15 protein-coding genes and 1 riboswitch are annotated in these 17,564 nt (G+C 64.3%); of the genes, 7 read left to right on the top strand and 8 right to left on the bottom strand.

What is annotated here, in order from left to right:
* Nucleotides 1–3: 3 nt before the first annotated feature.
* Nucleotides 4–528: a bifunctional adenosylcobinamide kinase/adenosylcobinamide-phosphate guanylyltransferase gene (gene cobU / locus C8J36_RS03170; protein ID WP_132532550.1), complete on the bottom strand. Its 525-nt coding sequence runs from the start codon at nucleotides 526–528 to the stop codon at nucleotides 4–6.
* A gap of 195 nt (nucleotides 529–723) precedes the next feature.
* A riboswitch (cobalamin riboswitch) is annotated at nucleotides 724–1,124 on the bottom strand.
* 153 nt (nucleotides 1,125–1,277) lie between these two features.
* On the opposite strand from cobU, the gene C8J36_RS03165 reads away from it, so the two are divergent.
* Nucleotides 1,278–3,038 (top strand): chloride channel protein, encoded by a 1,761-nt coding sequence (locus C8J36_RS03165; protein ID WP_062593384.1) that lies wholly within the window; start codon nucleotides 1,278–1,280, stop codon nucleotides 3,036–3,038.
* A 30-nt stretch (nucleotides 3,039–3,068) separates the two neighbouring features.
* Here the strand turns inward: C8J36_RS03165 and C8J36_RS03160 are convergent, their stop codons facing one another.
* Nucleotides 3,069–4,526, bottom strand: coding sequence for a cobyric acid synthase (locus C8J36_RS03160; RefSeq protein WP_132532546.1), 1,458 nt, complete (start codon nucleotides 4,524–4,526; stop codon nucleotides 3,069–3,071).
* Nucleotides 4,527–5,156: 630 nt separating this feature from the next.
* Between C8J36_RS03160 and C8J36_RS03155 the strand changes: the two genes are divergently transcribed.
* Complete coding sequence (locus C8J36_RS03155; protein ID WP_132532543.1) at nucleotides 5,157–6,149, top strand: glycine betaine ABC transporter substrate-binding protein; 993 nt, start codon at nucleotides 5,157–5,159, stop codon at nucleotides 6,147–6,149.
* 83 nt (nucleotides 6,150–6,232) lie between these two features.
* Entirely contained in the window at nucleotides 6,233–6,613 is a 381-nt protein-coding gene (locus C8J36_RS03150; protein ID WP_245506434.1) for a hypothetical protein, read from the top strand.
* Between the two features lie 10 nt (nucleotides 6,614–6,623).
* Here C8J36_RS03150 and C8J36_RS03145 read toward each other — a convergent pair whose 3' ends face one another.
* The gene (locus tag C8J36_RS03145) at nucleotides 6,624–7,367 is read right to left on the bottom strand and encodes a phosphodiester glycosidase family protein (protein ID WP_245506455.1); all 744 of its coding nucleotides are present in this window, start codon (nucleotides 7,365–7,367) and stop codon (nucleotides 6,624–6,626) included.
* A 131-nt stretch (nucleotides 7,368–7,498) separates the two neighbouring features.
* Nucleotides 7,499–7,657, bottom strand: coding sequence for an entericidin (locus C8J36_RS03140; protein ID WP_062592680.1), 159 nt, complete (start codon nucleotides 7,655–7,657; stop codon nucleotides 7,499–7,501).
* Between the two features lie 87 nt (nucleotides 7,658–7,744).
* Here C8J36_RS03140 and C8J36_RS03135 point away from each other — a divergent pair, with 87 nt between their 5' ends.
* A complete protein-coding gene (locus C8J36_RS03135) occupies nucleotides 7,745–8,947 on the top strand; it encodes a DNA topoisomerase IB (protein ID WP_348631347.1) in 1,203 nt (400 codons plus the stop codon).
* A gap of 9 nt (nucleotides 8,948–8,956) precedes the next feature.
* Here C8J36_RS03135 and C8J36_RS03130 read toward each other — a convergent pair whose 3' ends face one another.
* On the bottom strand, nucleotides 8,957–9,841 hold the full coding sequence (locus C8J36_RS03130) for a LysR substrate-binding domain-containing protein (protein WP_062592678.1): 885 nt from the start codon (nucleotides 9,839–9,841) through the stop codon (nucleotides 8,957–8,959).
* Between the two features lie 120 nt (nucleotides 9,842–9,961).
* On the opposite strand from C8J36_RS03130, the gene C8J36_RS03125 reads away from it, so the two are divergent.
* The 3 genes from C8J36_RS03125 (at nucleotide 9,962) to C8J36_RS25705 (ending at nucleotide 11,941) form a co-directional block, all read left to right on the top strand.
* Nucleotides 9,962–10,213 carry a hypothetical protein gene (locus C8J36_RS03125; protein WP_132532535.1) on the top strand — a complete coding sequence of 84 codons (252 nt, stop codon included), beginning with the start codon at nucleotides 9,962–9,964 and terminating at the stop codon, nucleotides 10,211–10,213.
* Nucleotides 10,214–10,285: 72 nt separating this feature from the next.
* On the top strand, nucleotides 10,286–10,492 hold the full coding sequence (locus C8J36_RS03120; RefSeq protein ID WP_132532532.1) for a hypothetical protein: 207 nt from the start codon (nucleotides 10,286–10,288) through the stop codon (nucleotides 10,490–10,492).
* Between the two features lie 420 nt (nucleotides 10,493–10,912).
* Complete coding sequence (locus C8J36_RS25705) at nucleotides 10,913–11,941, top strand: GlxA family transcriptional regulator (RefSeq protein ID WP_062592672.1); 1,029 nt, start codon at nucleotides 10,913–10,915, stop codon at nucleotides 11,939–11,941.
* Nucleotides 11,942–11,990: 49 nt separating this feature from the next.
* On the opposite strand, the gene C8J36_RS03110 is transcribed toward C8J36_RS25705, so the two are convergent.
* From C8J36_RS03110 to C8J36_RS03100, 3 genes are all read right to left on the bottom strand, one after another.
* On the bottom strand, nucleotides 11,991–13,310 hold the full coding sequence (locus C8J36_RS03110) for a diguanylate cyclase (protein WP_132532526.1): 1,320 nt from the start codon (nucleotides 13,308–13,310) through the stop codon (nucleotides 11,991–11,993).
* Between the two features lie 273 nt (nucleotides 13,311–13,583).
* Nucleotides 13,584–14,417 (bottom strand): response regulator, encoded by an 834-nt coding sequence (locus C8J36_RS03105; RefSeq protein WP_062592669.1) that lies wholly within the window; start codon nucleotides 14,415–14,417, stop codon nucleotides 13,584–13,586.
* A gap of 168 nt (nucleotides 14,418–14,585) precedes the next feature.
* Complete coding sequence (locus tag C8J36_RS03100; RefSeq protein WP_132533015.1) at nucleotides 14,586–17,486, bottom strand: mechanosensitive ion channel domain-containing protein; 2,901 nt, start codon at nucleotides 17,484–17,486, stop codon at nucleotides 14,586–14,588.
* Nucleotides 17,487–17,564: the final 78 nt, after the last annotated feature.

Genomic DNA, 17,564 nt, shown 5'->3' with positions numbered 1-17,564 from the left:
GGATCAGCCTTTCATCTTGAGCGGCAATCCTGCCGCCACGAAATAGACGTCGCGCGCTTCGGCCGCGACCTGTTGGTGGAGCCGGCCGGCATGATCGCGGAAGTCGCGCGCCATGCGGTTGTCGGGGACGATCCCGAGGCCCACCTCGTTGGAAACGAAAATGACGCAGGCGCGGAGCGCGGGAAGGCTCGCGACCAGGCGCGCCGTTTCCGCGGCGACATCGCGCTCTTCCAGCATGAGATTGGTAACCCACAGCGTCAGGCAATCGACCAGCACGACGCAGCCGACCGCATCGATGGCCGCGAGCTGGCCGACGAGATCGACCGGTTCCTCATGCGTCGTCCAGAGATCGCCGCGCGACGTCCGGTGCGTGTCGATCCGCGTGCGCATCTCGTCGTCGAAGGCGCGGCCGGTGGCGATGTAATGCCGGACCAGACCGGTTTCCGCGGCCAGGCGCTCGGCAAAGTTCGACTTGCCGGAGCGTGCGCCACCGAGCACGAGCGTGGTACCGTGAAGGGGAGATGTCATGATCGCGCCGCTATCCCGCTGATATGATACGGAAAACGCGCGGGCGATCCGCCGCTGCTGCGTGCAGCAGCCGGGCCAAGATTGTATGGGCCAAGATCGCATGCGTAAAAATCGCCGGCCCGGATGACCCGGTGGGCGAGCGTTTCGTGTGCCACGACAACCTCCGTGCTGGCGCTGGAACGCTGCATCATGAGGACGCGGCGCGGTGTGGCTGGCAGGTCTCCTGGCTCACGGCGTCACGCAGGGCAAAGGCCCTGAGAACGGGTTCGCCTCGCCTTCCCGAAACAGTGTGCCCGGCGTCTGACGGCCGGATCGATGTCGAAGAGGTGGACGATTCGTAGATAAGGAGGCGTCCGACCCCGGTTGCTCGCATCGCTGCTTCAGTGGCTTTTCCGGCCGCACCCTCTGAGCGACGCCAGCCGCACCACGCGGCATGATCCGTCGTCCATCGGACGAGACCGGATGGCGAACCCTGACCGTTCTACAGTCGCGGGGTCGGCTGCGATGAGGATGCCCTGTCTGGGTCCATCCCTTCGCATTCCCATTTACTCCCGAACGACATGCGCCGCACGGGAACCATCCATCGCTCAAGATTAGGCCCGTCGCTGGATCAAGTCAATCATCCGCGCTATGTCCGGCACTTCGACCGACCCGAAGCTCAGTGCGTTCACGACTGTTGAGCGCCCGACGAGATCGCGCCTGAAATGTTTGACGTCCTGAAATCGCTGACCCTTGCCCGCGTGAAGCGCATGGCGCTGAAATCCGTGAGTTTTTCGGAGTGGCGCATCTTCGCCCGCCGCAGCGAGATCGGGCTGCTCGTCGCCGGCATCGTCGTCGGCCTCACCTCGGGGCTCGCGGTCATCGCCATGAGCTTCGTCTCGCTGCAGCTTCACAAGCTGATCTTCGGGATTTCCGACTATGAGCGCGTCAGTTCGGCCGACCTCAAGGGCGAGATCGCGGTGCTCATGGCGCCGATCGTCGGCGGGCTGCTGCTCGGCCTCCTGATGATGGGCCTTTCGCTCTGGCGCAAGAAGGCGATGGTCGACCCGATCGAGGCCAATGCCCTGCATGGCGGGCGCATGTCGCTGACCGACAGCATCGTGGTCGCGGTGCAGAACCTCGTCTCCAACGGCTTCGGGGCATCCGTGGGTCTGGAAGCCGGATACACGCAGCTCGCCTCCGGGCTCGCCTCCAAGATCGGCGTGAACCTGAAACTGCGGCGCAACGATCTGCGCACGCTGCTCGGCTGCGGTGCGGCTGGCGCCATCGCTGCGGCCTTCAATGCGCCGCTCACCGGCGCCTTCTATGCTTTCGAGCTGATCATCGGCTCCTACACCATCGCCTCCCTCACCCCGGTCGTCGTTTCCGCGCTCGTCGCCAATCTGGTCACGCGCCTGCTCTGGGGCGACGAATTCACCATCGATATCGGCGCTTTCGGCGATGTCGTGCCCGGCGACTACGTGCCGGCCATTCTTCTCGGCGCCCTGTCGGCCGGCGTCGCCATCCTCATCATGAAAGGCGTGTCGCTGACCGAAGAGGTGGCGCGCAAGAGCGCCATCCCCGCCCCCATCCGCCCTGCCATCGGCGGCACGGTGGTCGGCCTGCTCGCGACGATCTCGCCGCAGGTGCTCTCGGGCGGTCATGGCGCGCTGCATCTCAACCTCGCGCAGACGACGCCGATCGCCATGCTCGTCGGCCTCTTCCTGCTGAAATCCGTGGCGACCGCGGTTTCCATCGGCTCGGGCTTTCGCGGCGGGCTGTTCTTCGCCTCGCTGTTCATGGGCGCGCTTCTCGGCAAGGTCTTTGCCGACCTCGTGCCGTATGTCTTCGGCGACACCACGCTGACGCCCGTCATCTATGCCGTCGTCGGCATGAGCTCGCTTGCGGTCGCCATCATCGGCGGACCGCTGACCATGACTTTCCTCGCGCTGGAGATCACCGGCGACTTTCCGATCACCGCGCTGGTGCTGGCCGCCGTCATCACGTCGTCGCTGGTGGTGCGCACCACGTTTGGCTACTCCTTTGCCACCTGGCGCTTCCATCTGCGCGGCGAGAGCATTCGCAGCGCGCACGACGTCGGCTGGATCCGCAACCTCACGGTCGGCCGGCTGATGCGCCCCGATGTCCGCACCATCAACGCCAAGGCGACGCTGGACGAGTTGAAGGCCGAATTTCCGCTCGGCTCGGCCCAGCGCGCCATCGTCGTCGACGACACCAACCGCTATGGCGGCGTCATCCTCATTCCCGAGGTCTATGCGAGCCCGGTGGAAAAGGACGCCACCGGCAAGGGCATCGAAGACTATATCAAGCTGTCGAACGATTTTCTGCAGCCGAACATGAATGCCCGGCAGGCCGCCGCCCTGTTCGACAAGACCGAAAGCGACGCGCTTGCCGTCTGCAACAACCTGATCGAGCGCCGCGTCGTCGGCGTGCTGACGGAGAGCTACACGTTGCGCCGCTACAGCGAGGAACTGGACCGCCGCCGCCGCGAGGCATCGGGAGAATTCTAGTGCACCGTCAACGGCAAGAGAGGTAACTCTTTACCGACGCATTAAACCGTCGAGCCAGCGGGGATCGAGCACGGCTTCCAGCTCTGCCGCGACGGCATCGAGCGCGGCATCCACGGACCCGCGATAGTCGAAGGCCTCCGCCTCGATGCCGAAGCTGCGCAGCAAGGCCGCGCGATAGGCATCGCTGGCAAACAGACCATGCAGATAGGTGCCCATGACGCGGCCATCCGGCGACAGCGCGCCGTCCGGCCGGCCGTCGATCGTCACCGGAGGACGCGCGCAGTCCGGCCCGGTCGTCTGGCCGAGATGGATCTCGTAGCCGTCGAGCGCCACGTCATATTCGGTGGAACGGGCGCCGCTGTTGCGGACCACTTTTTCGCGGGCCATCTCGGTCTCCACATCGAGCAGACCGAGACCGTCGATGGCGGCGCCTCCCCCTTCGATGCCGAGCGGATCGCAGATGCGATGCCCGAGGATCTGGTAACCGCCGCAGAGGCCGATCACGCGGCCGCCACGGCGCAGATGCGCGGCAAGGTCCCTGTCCCAGCCCGCCGCCTTCAAGGCCGCGAGATCCGCGATCGTCGCCTTCGAACCGGGAAGGATGACGAGTGCCGCCTCTTGCGGCAGACGCTCGCCCGGCCGGATGAAACGGAGATCCACAGAGGGTTCTGCGGCCAGAGGATCGAGATCGTCGAAATTGGCGATGCGCGGCAGGACCGGCACGGCGATCGTCAGCGCGCGGGCTGTGCCCTGCGACAGGCGTTCCAGAACCACGGAATCTTCCGCCGGAAGCTGGCGGGCCGCCTTCAGCCAGGGAACGACGCCGAAGCAGGGCCAGCCGGTAAAGCCCTGGATGGCGCTCAGCCCATCGTCGAACAGGGTGACGTCGCCACGGAACTTGTTGATCAGGTACCCGGTGACCATGGCCCGGTCTTCGGGCGCGAGCACCGCATGCGTGCCCACCAGCGATGCGATGACGCCGCCGCGGTCGATATCGCCGACCAGAACCACGGGCACGCCCGCGCGCGTCGCAAAGCCCATATTGGCGATATCGCCGGCGCGAAGGTTGATTTCGGCCGGCGAGCCGGCGCCCTCGACCACCACGAGATCGCAGCCGGCCCGGATGATCTCGAAGCTTTCCAGCACCGCGCCGAGCAGCTTCGGCTTCATCGCCTGATAGTCGCGCCCACGCGCCTGTCCGACGACCTTGCCCTGCACGACGACCTGGCTGCCGGTCTCCGATTGCGGCTTCAAGAGGACCGGATTCATGTGGATCGAGGACGGGATGCGGGCGGCGAGCGATTGCAGCCACTGCGCCCGGCCGATCTCGCCACCATCCGTGGAAACGGCGGCATTGTTCGACATGTTCTGCGGCTTGAAGGGCGCGACGCGGTAGCCGCGATTGGATGCGATCCGGCAAAGACCGGCGACCAGCACCGTCTTGCCGACATCCGAACCTGTTCCCTGAAGCATGATCGTGTTTGCCATGCGGCCTGATAGCATCCGGGAAGAGCATGCGCCATCGATCGCGACGGACGCGGCACGCGCGAAAACCGCAGCAGCCGGGGCCCTGCGGTTTTCCGTCCTCGACGCCGAAAGACGCACGGCGCGGGGCGGGCAAGCGGGCGGCATCGAACGGATGCCGACAGGCTGGCCGACCGCCGGGACGCAAAACCTGATCCGGCAGAGCCGCTGTTACCAGCCACGCCACCATCCTTAGGCCGAGACAGTTACCAGAGCGTTACCTTGCGGACATCGGATCACGTTTTTGTCAGTGCCACAGCCGGGCTAGACCGGAGGCCTCTGACCATGACGCGCAAACGGACGAGGACAGACCGGCGAGATGTTCGTCACGCGGCACATTTGAAGGAGAAGACATTCAAGGGGTTGTGAAGGCTTTGCGATCGGACGGACCGAGAACGGCGTTGATTTCTGCTTGAGAGCTTCTAGGCTGCACCGCGGACGGCAGGACGATCCGGAACACGGGATCGGCACCATGTCGAAAACAATCATCGTGGATACGCATGCAGATGCGCCGGAGGCATCGGCCTGATGAAGACAGTTCGCGACAGCTTTGGGAAGGCCGGGAGGAGGAGGTACCTCGGCGCGCGTTTGGCGATGGCAATCGGATTGTTGGTAGGCAGCGGCTTTCTGGCCTCGGGCACGCCGGCACGGGCGGCAGGCTGCGGCGCGCTGTCGATTGCCGAGATGACCTGGGGGTCGGCCGCGGTCACCGCCCATATCGACAAGTTCATTCTGGAAAAGGGCTTTGGCTGCACAGTCGCGCTTGTCCCCGGCGACACGATGCCGACCTTCGCCTCGATGGATGCCGACGGCCGGCCCGACATTGCCCCGGAAATCTGGGCGGCATCGCTGCAGCGGCCGCTCGATGAGGCGCTGCGGGACGGCCGGCTGATCGAAACCACGCGCGTCCTGACCGATGGCGGCGTCGAAGGCTGGTGGATCCCGCGCTATATCAGCGAGGCCCATCCCGACATCAAGACCGTGCAGGATGCGCTGAAACGTCCGGACCTCTTCCCCTCGCCGACCGATGCCGGGAAGGGCGCCGTGCACACCTGTCCGTCGGACTGGAACTGCCAGATTCCGACTGCCAACCTCTACCGCGCGCTGAAGGGCGACGAATCGGGGTTCGAGCTGATCAATTCCGGCTCGGCGGCGGGCCTCGACGGCTCCATCGCGCGAGCCTTCGCGGAAAAGAAGGGCTGGCTCGGCTATTACTGGGCACCGACCGCCGTGCTCGGCAAATACGAGATGGTCAAACTGTCTTTCGGCGTCGGCCACGACCGCGCCGAGTGGAACCGCTGCACCGCGGTGCCGGATTGCAGCACGCCTGTCGTCAACGGCTATCCGACCACCGATGTCTACACGATCGTGACGAAAGGCGTGCCGGAAAAGGCCGGGCCCGCCGCGATGGACTATCTGGCAAAGCGCCAATGGGACAACCAGACCGTCAACAGCGTGCTTGCCCATATGGACCAGACGAACGGGGGCCGGGATGAGGCGGCGCTGTTTTTCCTCAAAACGTTCGAGCCCGTCTGGAGCACATGGCTGCCGGCGGATGTCGTCGCGAAGGTCAAGGCGGCGCTCTGAGCAGCGTGGCCGGCCACGACGCTCCAGTCCGGCTTCAGCCTCGCATGCCATGAAGGCGCGACAACCGGCTTGAGGGGACCCCGATGAACACGCACGCGACGATGAACACCACGAGCAGCCCGATGCAGCAGACGACGCCGACGGACCGCGATGCGGTTGCCGATGTCATCGAGCGCCTGCAGGCTCCGGACACGGCCTTCCTGTCGCTCATGATGGACAACCCAAAACAGGATGATGCCCTGATCGACGGTCTTCACCGCTTCCTCGACCGCTCGGCCGGTGCACGCTTCCTGCACACGCTGAAGCTGGAACAACGCGGCCTCTGGCTCGGCCATGCCGCCCCTGCCCGGCTGCAGATCCGCCTGACGGAGGCGGCACGCTCGTCCCAGCACGCGGCCTATCAGGCCTTCCGCACCGGCCTCACCAAGTCCGGCGGGTTGGAACGGGCTTTTCCGAAGGCCTGAACCTCAAGCTTCAGCGCTCATTCTCAACCCTGGAAGAACCGGCACCATGCCACATGGGCCTGGTCACAGCGATAATCGGTCCCATCGGATAGGTTTCGTCGATGCGGCCGATCTCCGGCGCGTAAAGACTGGAGATGTGACCATCGAGAAACAGCGCATTCGGGCAGCCGAGGGCGTCACGATAGAGCGTCGCGACATCGTGAAACCGCACCGGTGACAGCGAGATCGCGAAATGAACAATGCCCTTCTCATCCACGCCGATACCGTTGCGGATCTGGAGGCTGTCGCTTTCCGGCTTGAAGGCGGGGTGAACGGCCCCGTCGATGACCAGCATCGGCCCGGACTGGGTGGCAAAATCCGGCGTCGTCAGGACCGAGCGCCGATAGGCCTCCGTCTCGCGCACGATGGCCCTGCCGTTTGAGAGCGCGAAGACGCCGTTCGGAAGCAGATAGAAATTGCCCCAGCCCTCGCCTGTCGCGATCGGCTTTTGCTCCACGCCATCGATGACCAGCAGACCGACCGGCGACAGGTCTTTCTCGTACATGCCGCCATTCATCGCGACGTCGAGACGCGTCTGATCGCGCAGCAGGTCGGTTTTCAGAGCGGTAAAGCCGCCATAGGCGCGACCGGTCTCGTCGGCATGAAAGATGGAGAGTGTCGAGGAGGCGGGATCGACATCGCAGACGGCGTAATCCGTTCCGAGGTGCCGGACAATGCGACACGCGGCACGCGCATCTTGAGCGACGGTGAGCATCAGCAAAAACGCCAGACAGAGTTTCAGGATCATAGGCTGCAGACTATCCGATCGCGCCGTGATGGCGAGACACGAAAACGCCGGCGGACACGATGTCGCCGGCGTTTTCCAACCACGAAAGGTCGATCAGATCACTTGGCAGCGCGTTCGACGTTGCGGCCCGCGTCCTGCGTGGCGTCGACGGTGTTGGCCGTGTCCTTGCCCATGCCGCGAATGGTGTTGCCGCAAGCGGACAGCGAAACGAGAGAAACGAGTACGATGCCGACGGTAGCGATGGTCTTTGCGGTCATGGCTTGGGTCCTTGAATAACGCCAGATGGGGAAAGACAAATGTCTTCGGCCTCACAACGCGCGAACACCGGAAAAGTTCACCGCATCGTGAAGAAAATCGTGAACGTGACGGCGTCGGCCGGCCTCTGTTTTCCGACGCCGGAAACGACGCAGAACGCGGGAACTTCCACGCTGCGATCCAGTTCATCTGCCATCGTGGACCAGATCACAGCCTCCATCGCCGCTTCGGTCGGCAAGAAACGCGACGCGGGACAGCCCGAGGGCACGCCGACCCCGGAACTCGTCTATCTCTCACGCCTCGACGAGGGCATCACCCGCAAGCAGGGCAAGAGCGGCTTCCTCTATTACGGGCCGAACGGCGCACGCATCACGGATACGGGCGAAGTCGATCGCATCGCGGCGCTCGCCATTCCCCCCGCTTACACCGAGGTGCTGATCTCGCCCGATCCGCAGACGCATCTTCAGGCGATCGGCAAGGATGCGCGCGGCCGCAAGCAGTATCGCTACCACCCGGACTGGCACGCCGAGCGCGGCAAGGCCAAGTTTGCCCTGCTGCCGTCCTTCGCGTCGCGCCTGCCAAAAGTCCGCGAGCGCGTCGATCACGACCTGCGCATGCGAACGCCGGGCATGGAGAAGGCGCTTGCCACCATCGTCTGGCTGCTCGACCATCTGTTCATCCGCGTCGGCAATACGGTCTATGCCGAGGAAAACGGCTCCTACGGTCTCACGACCCTGAAGAACCGGCACGTCAAGGTGTCCGGATCGAGCGTACACTTCCAGTTCAAGGGGAAATCGGGCAAGGAATGGCGCCTTAGCCACAGCGACCGCCGGATCACCCGCATCATCCGCTCGCTGCAGGAACTGCCCGGCCAGCAGCTTTTCCAGTATCTCGACGAAGACGGCGACCGCCACCAGATCCGCTCGCAAGACGTCAACGCCTATATTCGCGAGGCGACCGGCGGCGAGTTCAGCTCGCGCCAGTTCCGCACCTGGGGCGCGACCCAGATGGCCGCGACCGCACTGTCGACGGTGGAACCCGCAGAGACTGAGCGGCAGCGCAAGCGCCAGATCAACGAAGCGGTCGATGGTATCGCGGCCGCCCTCGTCAACACCCGCGCGGTCTGCCGCAGTTCCTATATCCACCCGAAAGTGTTCGAGGATTTCGAGAACGGCGAATTGCAAACCTTGCGCGCCCAGCGCAAGAGCGCGAGCGAGACGATGACGCGCTGGATGAACGACGATGAAATCCGCGTGCTGCGCTGGCTGAAGAAAACCACCAACAGCGCGTAACGGACCGCCTCAGACGAGGGCGAGGCAGGCAGCGCGCACATGCTCGGCCACTGCCAACACCGGCGCCGAGGCGTCCTCGATCGTCTGGATGCCGATATTGTAGGTGCCGAGATCCGGCAGGCTTTCCAGCGGGCCCAGCTCCACCAGCTCGCCCTGCACGAGGTAGCGCGGCAGCGGCGCGATCGCGAGATCCGCGAGGATCGCCGCTTTCTGGCCTGTCGTGTGGGCGCTGAGAAAGGCCACGCGGTGGGCGCGTCCGGCCTTGTTCAGCTTGTCGATCGCGTCGGCGCGCCAAACGCAGCCGTCCTCCCACATCGAGACCGGCAGCGGCTCCCGCAGATGCGCGGTGCCGCAGCGCCGACCCACCCAGACAAGCCGTTCCTGCATCAGCACCTCGCCCTCCCGCAGCGTCTCACTCGGAAAGCTGTTGTAGATGACGATGTCCATGCGCCGTTCCTCGACGCGTTTGCGCATGACGTTGCTCTGCCCGATCATCACATCGACCGTGACGTTCGGAAACGTCTCGCCGAACCGCTTGAGCACATCGGGAAGGATACGCTCGCCGAGATCCTCCGGCGCGCCAAGCCGGACGACGCCCTGCATATCCGGCATCAGGAAGCGCGTCACGGCCTCGTTGTTGAGCGCCAGCATCCGACGCGCAAAGCCGAGCAGCACCTCCCCCTTCGGCGTCAGCGAGACCGAGCGCGCATCGCGCAGGAACAGCGCGCATCCGAGCAGCTCTTCCAGCTTCTTGATCTGCATGGAGACGGCCGACGGGGTGCGGTAGACCGCCTCGGCCGCCGTCGTGAAATTGCCGGTCTCGGCAATGGCGACGAAGGTCTTGAGGACGTCGATTTCAAGCATCGGCAGCGCGTGCCGCATCATCATGTTCATGACGACTCCATCATCAGAAAAACTGAACGATATCGTAAGTTCTATTCGTTTGATTGAACTTCGGATGGCGCGCATTGTCAAGGTGCAAGCAGACACGATGCAAAGATGGGAGCAGCGGCCATGAACAGCAATGTCATTTTTCTGGACGTGCGGAAGACGCCGGTCGCGACGCCCCCGAAACGCGCTTCCCTTCCCGCATTCCTCTCTGCGGTGCGGAAGGCGATCGATCGGCAGAAGCTCGTGGCAACGCGGCGGGCCACCCGCCGGCAGTTGCAGGCACTGCCGAGCGTGGTGCGCCGGGATGTCGGTCTCTCCGATCGTCCGGGCATCAAGAATACTGAACTGACGCATCAATTCTATTCGTTGGATTGATGGACAAGGTTGCGACATTCTCACCTCATGGTCGCGACCTTTTGAGAACCCTCATCAAAAGGAACCAGTGCAATGTCTATCTCAGGATTTTCCCATTCCCTCTCGTCGCCCTCGTTCGGGTCGCGTGCACGCGCGGGCGTTTCCACGCTCGCCCATCGGATCGTCAAGAGCTGGCAGGACAGGCGCGCGGAACGCGCGCTGGCGTCGCTGTCCTATGACACGCTCAAGGATATCGGTTTCCCCTCCACGACCGATCCGCGGAACACGCCCACGCCATGATCGCAGCCGCCAGATGGCCGAGACAACAGGCCAATGCCGGACGGGCGGCGAGCGGCCCGCCGTGTCGAGGAACCGATAGTCAGATCAGAAGGGCGTTTTGCCAGACGGCAAAGCGCCCTTTTTTGCGTGCGGCATCCGGATGGTTCGATCTGCCTGTTTCCGACAAAGGCACGCGGGGGCGCCAGCGTCGCAAACAGAGAAGTATGAGCGGGCGGTGGCGGCCCTGTCCGACTTCGCACCTCTCCTACGAATGCTGCAAAGCAATATAATGAGGCGTTTGCACCATCGGCGGATGCTTTTTCAGGCATCGTGCGGAATGTCGCAAATTTATTCTCTTGGCAGTCGCGACCATCCATGCCAGTGTCGCATTCAGGCAAGCTCGGCGGCCGTGTCCGCGCGACGTTTAGCCATCCGCCCCGCATGGAGATATCGCTCGTGAACAAGCCGCTCACCGCCAAGCGCTCGCTGGTCTTCTTCCTTGTTCCCAACTTCTCGCTCCTGCCGTTTTCGGCGGCGATCGAAACGCTGCGGATCGCCAACCGCATGCTTGGCTACGACGCCTATTCCTGGCGGCTCGCCTCGACGGACGGGGCGCAGGTGGTTTCCTCCAGCGGCATCGCGCTCGAGGTCAATTCCTCGGTCGCCGACGAGCGCAAGCATCTGGGCGGCGAGAGCCGGCCGTCGATGGTGCTGGTCTGTTCCGGCGTCTTCGTCGAGGACTTCCAGAACAAGTCGGTCAATGCCTGGCTGCGCGAGGTCTATAATCGCGGCGTCGCGGTCGGCAGCCTCTGTACGGGCGCCCATGTGCTGGCCTCGGCCGGCCTGCTGACGGGCAAGCGCTGCGCCATCCACTGGGAGAACCTGCCGGGCTTTGCCGAGGCCTTTCCGCAGGTCGATGTCTTCGCGGATCTCTACGAGATCGACAGCAATATCTACACCTGCGCCGGCGGCACCGCCTCGCTCGACATGATGCTCAACCTGATCGACCAGGATTTCGGCGAGAACCTCGTCAATCGCGTTTGCGAACAGGCGCTGACCGACCGCGTCCGCGGCCCGCACGATCGCCAGCGGCTGCCGCTGCGCGCCCGCCTCGGCGTGCAGAATGCCAAGGTCCTGTCGATCATCGAACTCATGGAAGGCAATCTGGCAGAGCCTCTGTCGCTCCTGGAACTGGCCGACAGCGCCGGTCTCTCCCGGCGCCAGATCGAGCGGCTCTTCCGGCAGGAAATGGGTCGGTCGCCGGCGCGCTACTATCTGGAGATCCGCCTCGACCGCGCCCGCCACCTCCTCGTGCAGTCTGCCATGCCGGTGGTCGAGGTGGCCGTCGCCTGCGGCTTCGTCTCCGCCTCGCACTTCTCCAAGTGTTATCGCGAACTCTACAATCGCTCGCCGCAGCAGGAGCGTGCCGACCGCAAGGTGACGCTGGCGCAGACGGCACGGTCCGCCTGACGCTGCGGGCGGGACGGCTCGTTTCTTCGACGGGCCCGGCGCTTCCGCCTCAGGACACCATCGTGTTGATCATCGTCAGTTCGGAGACGATCCGGTTTCGGCCGGCATGTTTGGCCATGTAGAGAAACTGGTCGGCGGCGTGCAGGTAGTTGTCGAACACCTCGCGCTGCTCGATCGGGGCAAGGCCGATCGAGACCGTGATCGAGAGATCCTCGTCGTCGGTGACCACCTGCGTGCGGGCGATCGTTTCGCGCAGCTGCTCGCAATAGAGCGTCGCCGCCGTGATATCCAGGCCATCGAACAAGACGCCGAACTCCTCGCCGCCGAGCCGCGCCAGCAGATGATCGTTGCCGACGAAATTGCGCAGGGTCCGCGCCACCGCCTTGAGCACGAGATCGCCGACCTCATGGCCGAACGTGTCGTTCAGGCGCTTGAAGTGGTCGATATCCAGGATAGCGATCGACGATCCCGCCTTGTTGCGAAAGCACTTCTCGACGATGCGCGGCCCCTCCTGAAAGAAGAAGCGCCGATTGTAGAGATCCGTCAGATAATCGCGCGAGGCGAGTTGCTGCAGGGCGGTGATCCGGCGGTGAACGACGATCGAGCGATTGACACGGCTGACGAACTCGTCGCGGTCGAAGGGTCGCTCGATGAAATCGGCGCCGCCTGCCTTGAGAAACCGTGCAGCGTCGCCGCGCGCGGCCTGCGACGCCACCGCAATCACGGGCACGGCCGTCTCGGCCTCGTAGGATCGCATGCCGATGAGAAGCTGCTGCGCGGAAAGGTCGCCCGCCACATATTCCGAAACCACGAGATCGACGGACCCCTCCGTTACCGCGCTGAGAACGTCCTCAGCCGCCTCCGCCTCCATGACCTGGAAGCGCTGCTCGCGCAGCATCAGGGCGACGGCGTGGCGACGCTCCGGATCGTGGTCGGCCACGAGCACGGTCGTGCCGGCATTGCTCAGCACGCGATTGACGGCCGCCACCACGGCGGCGACCGACTCGCGCTCGTTCTTAATGATGCAGTCCACCACGCCCCGCGCCATGACCCGCTCGCGCGTGCTGTCGTTGAAGCTGCCGGTGAAGACGATGGCGGGAATGCCGTGCGAAAGGACGAGGTCGAGCGCTTCGCAATTGGGCGCATCCGGTAGGTTGAGGTCGAGCACGGCGACATCGACATTCTGGCACTCCAGCGCCCGCTTGGCCTCCTCGAGGGATGCGCAGTGCGTGACCGTGGTGACGGGGCCGTTCTGGATCTCGTGTCGGATGAGCGTCGAGAAGACGCGCGAGTCTTCGATCAGCAGAAGGTGCCTGCCGCTGGCTCTCGGCGCGGCCTCCCCCTTCGGCTCTTGCTTGCTGAACGTCAAGGTTCCCACCCTTTTCGAGCAGGCGACCGCGTGACGGTTCTGCTCCTCCCAGATCCCAGCCGTCGAAAGTGCGCGGTTACGATCTATTCTGTTTCATATGGCTTACCATGAAGCCTTTTGTGATCCGTTAACGTCACCCCTAAAAGCAGGTAGCGAAACGGAAATTTTCGAAAAGGTTGCAGCGGGAAACTCTGCCGACGGCATGAAACGACAAACGCCCGAGACCGGGCGTTTGCAACGTCGTGAGGATGCGCGGGATCTGCCCGGATGGGCTCAGGCGCTGAGCGCCATCTGCGAGCCGAGCGTGCGGATCTTCGTCAGCGTGTCCAGGTTCTGGTTGACCCGGCAGTAGAATTCCTCGTTGACGAACGGCCGCATGATGAAGTCGTTGCCGCCAGCCTTGAGGAACCGCGCCGAGAGCAGGCGGTTGGTGGAGGAGGACACCCCGATGATCCGCAACTGATGCGGGCCGTAGGCGCCGCGAATGCGGCGCGTCAGCTCGAAACCGTCGATATCCGGCATGTTGTAGTCGGTGATGACGAGGCCGATATCCGAGTGGCGTTTCAAGAGTTCGAGCGCGGTCGCACCGCAATCGGCCGTGCTGACGCGGAAGTTGAACCGCTTGAGCTGCGACGTCAGCAGCGCCCGCGCCGTCGGACTGTCGTCCACGATCATGACATGGTGGCGATGATTGGTGAGGAAACGGCAGACCGATTCCACCAGCATATCCACCGCGAAGACGCTGTCCTTGATGATGTAATCGACGATATCCCGGGCGAGGATCGATTCGCGCGTGCTCTCCTGGAAGGTGCCCGTGAAGACGATCGTGGGAACGCTCATATCGACCAGATAGGACAGCGCCTCGCCGTTCTCGGCACCCGGAAGATTGATGTTGGAGATGGCGAGCGTCGCCGGGAAGGAGGCATTCTCGATGGCGAAGGTGACTTCGTCATAGTCCTTGCAGACGATGACGTCGATATCGAGAAGTTCCTTAAGGCGCTTCGACACCATCGCCGCGAACAGATTGCTATCTTCTGCGAGCACGATACGGTGCTGTTGCAGGGACTCTCCGGAGTAATACATCCCCGACACACCGAAAAACGACATTGAGCGCTCTCTTTTCTGAACTGAAAGGAACGGTAGCAACAAAGGTTTTCGCAGTCGTTAAAGGTCGAGACCTTTATATCTGTTTTTCATCAATAACGGGAGAAAGCCGGCGGCATTTACACCATCTCCTCCGCCAGCTTGCTTTTCTCTCCTCCAGACCGCGAACGATCAGCGCGTTCGGCCGGGTCGCCTCTTGCGCGCGCCGGTGGTCGGGGCACCCGGCCCGGTCTCGGGATCGACATCGCTCTTCTGCACCGGCGCTGGCGAGACCTGCGACGGCGGGGCGGACATGGGCGGCTTTACGTCGGCGCGCAGTTCCTCTCCGCGCAGCGCATCGTTGCGCCCGCTTTCCGAGGAATCCGGGATGTCGTTGCTCCGGCTGTCCGGCGGCTCGGCGCCCGGCTGCTCCACGTAGCCGCCGGCATCTCCCGGCAGTTGGGTCGAGGCGCGGCTGCCTTCCGACGACCGCGTGCCCTGGAAGAGAGCCGAGAGGACTTCGGCGTCCTCGGGCGAGATCTTGATCGGCACTTCGGGCGCCGCGGGCCCGCCAAGCGTGATGCCGTCAGCCTGGAACCGTTCGAAAACGGCCATGCGGACATCCGTGCGGACGGAGACGCCCTGCAGGATATCGGCGAGGAAAACGCGCACCTCGAACTCGAGTTCTGCGGCCGTGAAGCCGCGGAAGACGATGATCGGCTCGGGATTGCGCAGGATGTTCGGCAATCCGGTCACCGCGGCCCGCAGCGATTCCACGACCTTGCGCGGGTCGTTGGAGGAATGGGCGGTAAAGGTGATGTCCACGCGCCCCAGCTTGTTCCTGTGGGTCCAGTTGCCGACGGAGGCGTTGATGAACAGCGAGTTCGGAACCATGATCGTCTGCCGCTGGAACGTCTCGATCTCGGTCGCGCGCACCGAAATGCGTTTGACGAAGCCCTCGGTCGTGCCCGAAATGACCCAGTCGCCCACCTTGAACGGTCGTTCGACCAACAGGATCAGGCCGGAGACGAAGTTGGAGACGATGTTCTGCAGGCCGAAACCGACGCCGAGGGACAGGGCGCCGGCCACCAGAGCGAGGCTCGACAGATCGAGGCCGGCCGCCGAGATGCCGATCAGCCCGGCAATGCCGACGCCGAGATAGCCGATGCCCGTCTTGACCGAGTTGCGCACGCCAAGATCGACGCGGCTGCGCGCAAGCACGCTGCCGTCGATCCAGCGCTGCAGCCAGCGCGTGATGACGAAGCCGAGGATGAACAGCAGGATCCCGGCGAAGATGCCGACCAGCGAGATGGTGATCGTGCCGATGCGGATCTCGGTGAAGATCCGGTAGGCCCATGCCTCGATATCCGCGATCTTGAAGCCCCATTGCAGAAGGAGCAGCGGCACGAAGAACATGATGACAAGGAGATAGATGCCGAGCCCGACCGCAAGGCCGATCTGGTCGAGTGCCATCGGCTCCAGCCGGTAGCGATGCGAGAGATAGCGGCCGCCGACGGTCTTGGCGAGCGCGTTCTGCTTGGCCAGCGCCTTGCCGGTGAGGATGCCGATATACATGGTGACGAAGATCGCGCCGGTGACGACGATCTGCGTGGCGATGAAGCGGGCGAGCCCGACATAGCCGGAAAGCGCCGCGGTGATCAGCCCGAGGCCCGCCAGCAGCAGCAGGATGGAGATGGCGCGGGGCCACGGTCGCCCCTGCCCGTCCAGCGGCTCGCCTTGCGGAATGACCGGACGGATCAGCGCGATCGCCATCAGCAGCAGGCCGATGATGATCGAGGCGATCAGGCTTTTTGCGACGGTCAGCACCAGAGGCGAGCCGAGCGTGACGCTGATCGTCTCGAGGAGGTAATCGAACAGGTTGGCAAACGCCATCGCCATGATGAGGGCGACCAGCAGGCGCGCGCCGCGATCCGAGACGCGCACGAGCCGCCAGACGGCCTGGCCCGGCGCGAGAACCGCCGTCGATATCGTCCAGACGAACTGCAGGGCGACACAGAGCGCGAGGAAGGTCGTCACGACAGGGGCGATGTCCTGCCGCAGCACGTTGAAGGACTGCAGGAAGAAGAAGGCCGACGTCGCGAAGGTGGCGGCGGCGATGGTCGGAACCAGCGTCGAGCCGAAGGCGCGCGACAGGCGGGCGATATAGGTCGGATGAAGATCGCGCACGGAGCGGCGAAGCAGCGGCGCGAAGAGACGGTGCGTGCCGGCCAGAAGCACCAGCGCCGAGCACAGCGACAGAAACAGCGCCGACATCAGCGGCACGCGCTTATAGGTGAAGACGAAGGTCAGCCAGCTGCCGATATTGCGGGAAAAGGCCCGCGCCTCGACCACCAGCGCCTGCCCCGCATCGACCAGCATGTCGATATTGATGTCGGTGTGCCGGAGCAGCGTGTTGGAAAACAGCACGCGGCGCTTTTCCGTGATCGTCGTCGACAGCGCATTGGCGTCGGCAACCAGCGTTTCCGCCGTACCGGTCACCGCATTCAGCGCATTGCGCTCGCTGATCAGGCGGCTCCGTTCTTCGGTGACGACGGACGCTTCCGCCTCGGCACCGGCGGCCGGCGGATCGCCGATCTCGGTCAGGCGCCCCTTGATCTGCTCGATGCGCGTGCGGGCCGCATCCATCTGAGCGGCCACCTGCTGCGACAGGTCGTCCACCTGTGCCTTGATCTCGGCAAGCCGGTTGTCGGCAGCATTGGCATTGTTGGCCTGGGTGGAACGCGCGGTCTCTGCCGCATTGGCATTGTCGACCTGGGCGGCCAAAGCGTCGAGCCGCTTGCGCGCCGCATCGAGCTGCTGCGCCGTGTCGGCCTGCGCCTCATCGGTCCGATCGCGCGCCGACCCGCCATCGGCTGCACCTTGCGGCCCCGTCGCAGCCGGGGCTGCGGCCGGGGCGGTCGATGGTTGTGGGGCCGATGGTGGCGGGGTCGATGGTGGCGGGGTCGAGGGGGCAGTGGCTGGCTGGCTCGGTGCCGGCTGACTGGGTGCTGGCGGATTTTCGGCAGGTTGCTGGGCGAGGACCGGCGACAGGCTGGACACAAGAATGAGCAGGATGGCGAGGAGACGGTGCATCGCGGGGGAACATGCTTTCACGTTTGGATCTGTCTTCTCCCAACGGACAGGGCCGAAAGGCTTTCGAGAGGATCACGG

The sequence above is a fragment of the Rhizobium sp. PP-F2F-G48 genome (assembly GCF_004342335.1).
Taxonomy (GTDB): Bacteria; Pseudomonadota; Alphaproteobacteria; order Rhizobiales; family Rhizobiaceae; genus Ferranicluibacter.
Note: the sequence above shows the minus strand (reverse complement) of the source record. Positions and strands in the feature narration are given on the sequence as shown.

Excerpts from the sequence above, each read along its gene's own strand:
- C8J36_RS03120 (WP_132532532.1), top strand. The coding sequence starts at position 10,286 with ATGTCTATCTCAGGATTTTCCCATTCCCTCTCGTCGCCCTCGTTCGGG.
- C8J36_RS03145 (WP_245506455.1), bottom strand. The coding sequence starts at position 7,367 with ATGCTCACCGTCGCTCAAGATGCGCGTGCCGCGTGTCGCATTGTCCGG.
- C8J36_RS25705 (WP_062592672.1), top strand. The coding sequence starts at position 10,913 with ATGGAGATATCGCTCGTGAACAAGCCGCTCACCGCCAAGCGCTCGCTG.
- C8J36_RS03140 (WP_062592680.1), bottom strand. The coding sequence starts at position 7,657 with ATGACCGCAAAGACCATCGCTACCGTCGGCATCGTACTCGTTTCTCTC.
- C8J36_RS03130 (WP_062592678.1), bottom strand. The coding sequence starts at position 9,841 with ATGAACATGATGATGCGGCACGCGCTGCCGATGCTTGAAATCGACGTC.
- C8J36_RS03100 (WP_132533015.1), bottom strand. The coding sequence starts at position 17,486 with ATGCACCGTCTCCTCGCCATCCTGCTCATTCTTGTGTCCAGCCTGTCG.
- C8J36_RS03165 (WP_062593384.1), top strand. The coding sequence starts at position 1,278 with ATGGCGCTGAAATCCGTGAGTTTTTCGGAGTGGCGCATCTTCGCCCGC.
- C8J36_RS03155 (WP_132532543.1), top strand. The coding sequence starts at position 5,157 with ATGGCAATCGGATTGTTGGTAGGCAGCGGCTTTCTGGCCTCGGGCACG.
- C8J36_RS03160 (WP_132532546.1), bottom strand. The coding sequence starts at position 4,526 with ATGGCAAACACGATCATGCTTCAGGGAACAGGTTCGGATGTCGGCAAG.
- C8J36_RS03105 (WP_062592669.1), bottom strand. The coding sequence starts at position 14,417 with ATGTCGTTTTTCGGTGTGTCGGGGATGTATTACTCCGGAGAGTCCCTG.
- C8J36_RS03125 (WP_132532535.1), top strand. The coding sequence starts at position 9,962 with ATGAACAGCAATGTCATTTTTCTGGACGTGCGGAAGACGCCGGTCGCG.
- cobU (WP_132532550.1), bottom strand. The coding sequence starts at position 528 with ATGACATCTCCCCTTCACGGTACCACGCTCGTGCTCGGTGGCGCACGC.
- C8J36_RS03150 (WP_245506434.1), top strand. The coding sequence starts at position 6,233 with ATGAACACGCACGCGACGATGAACACCACGAGCAGCCCGATGCAGCAG.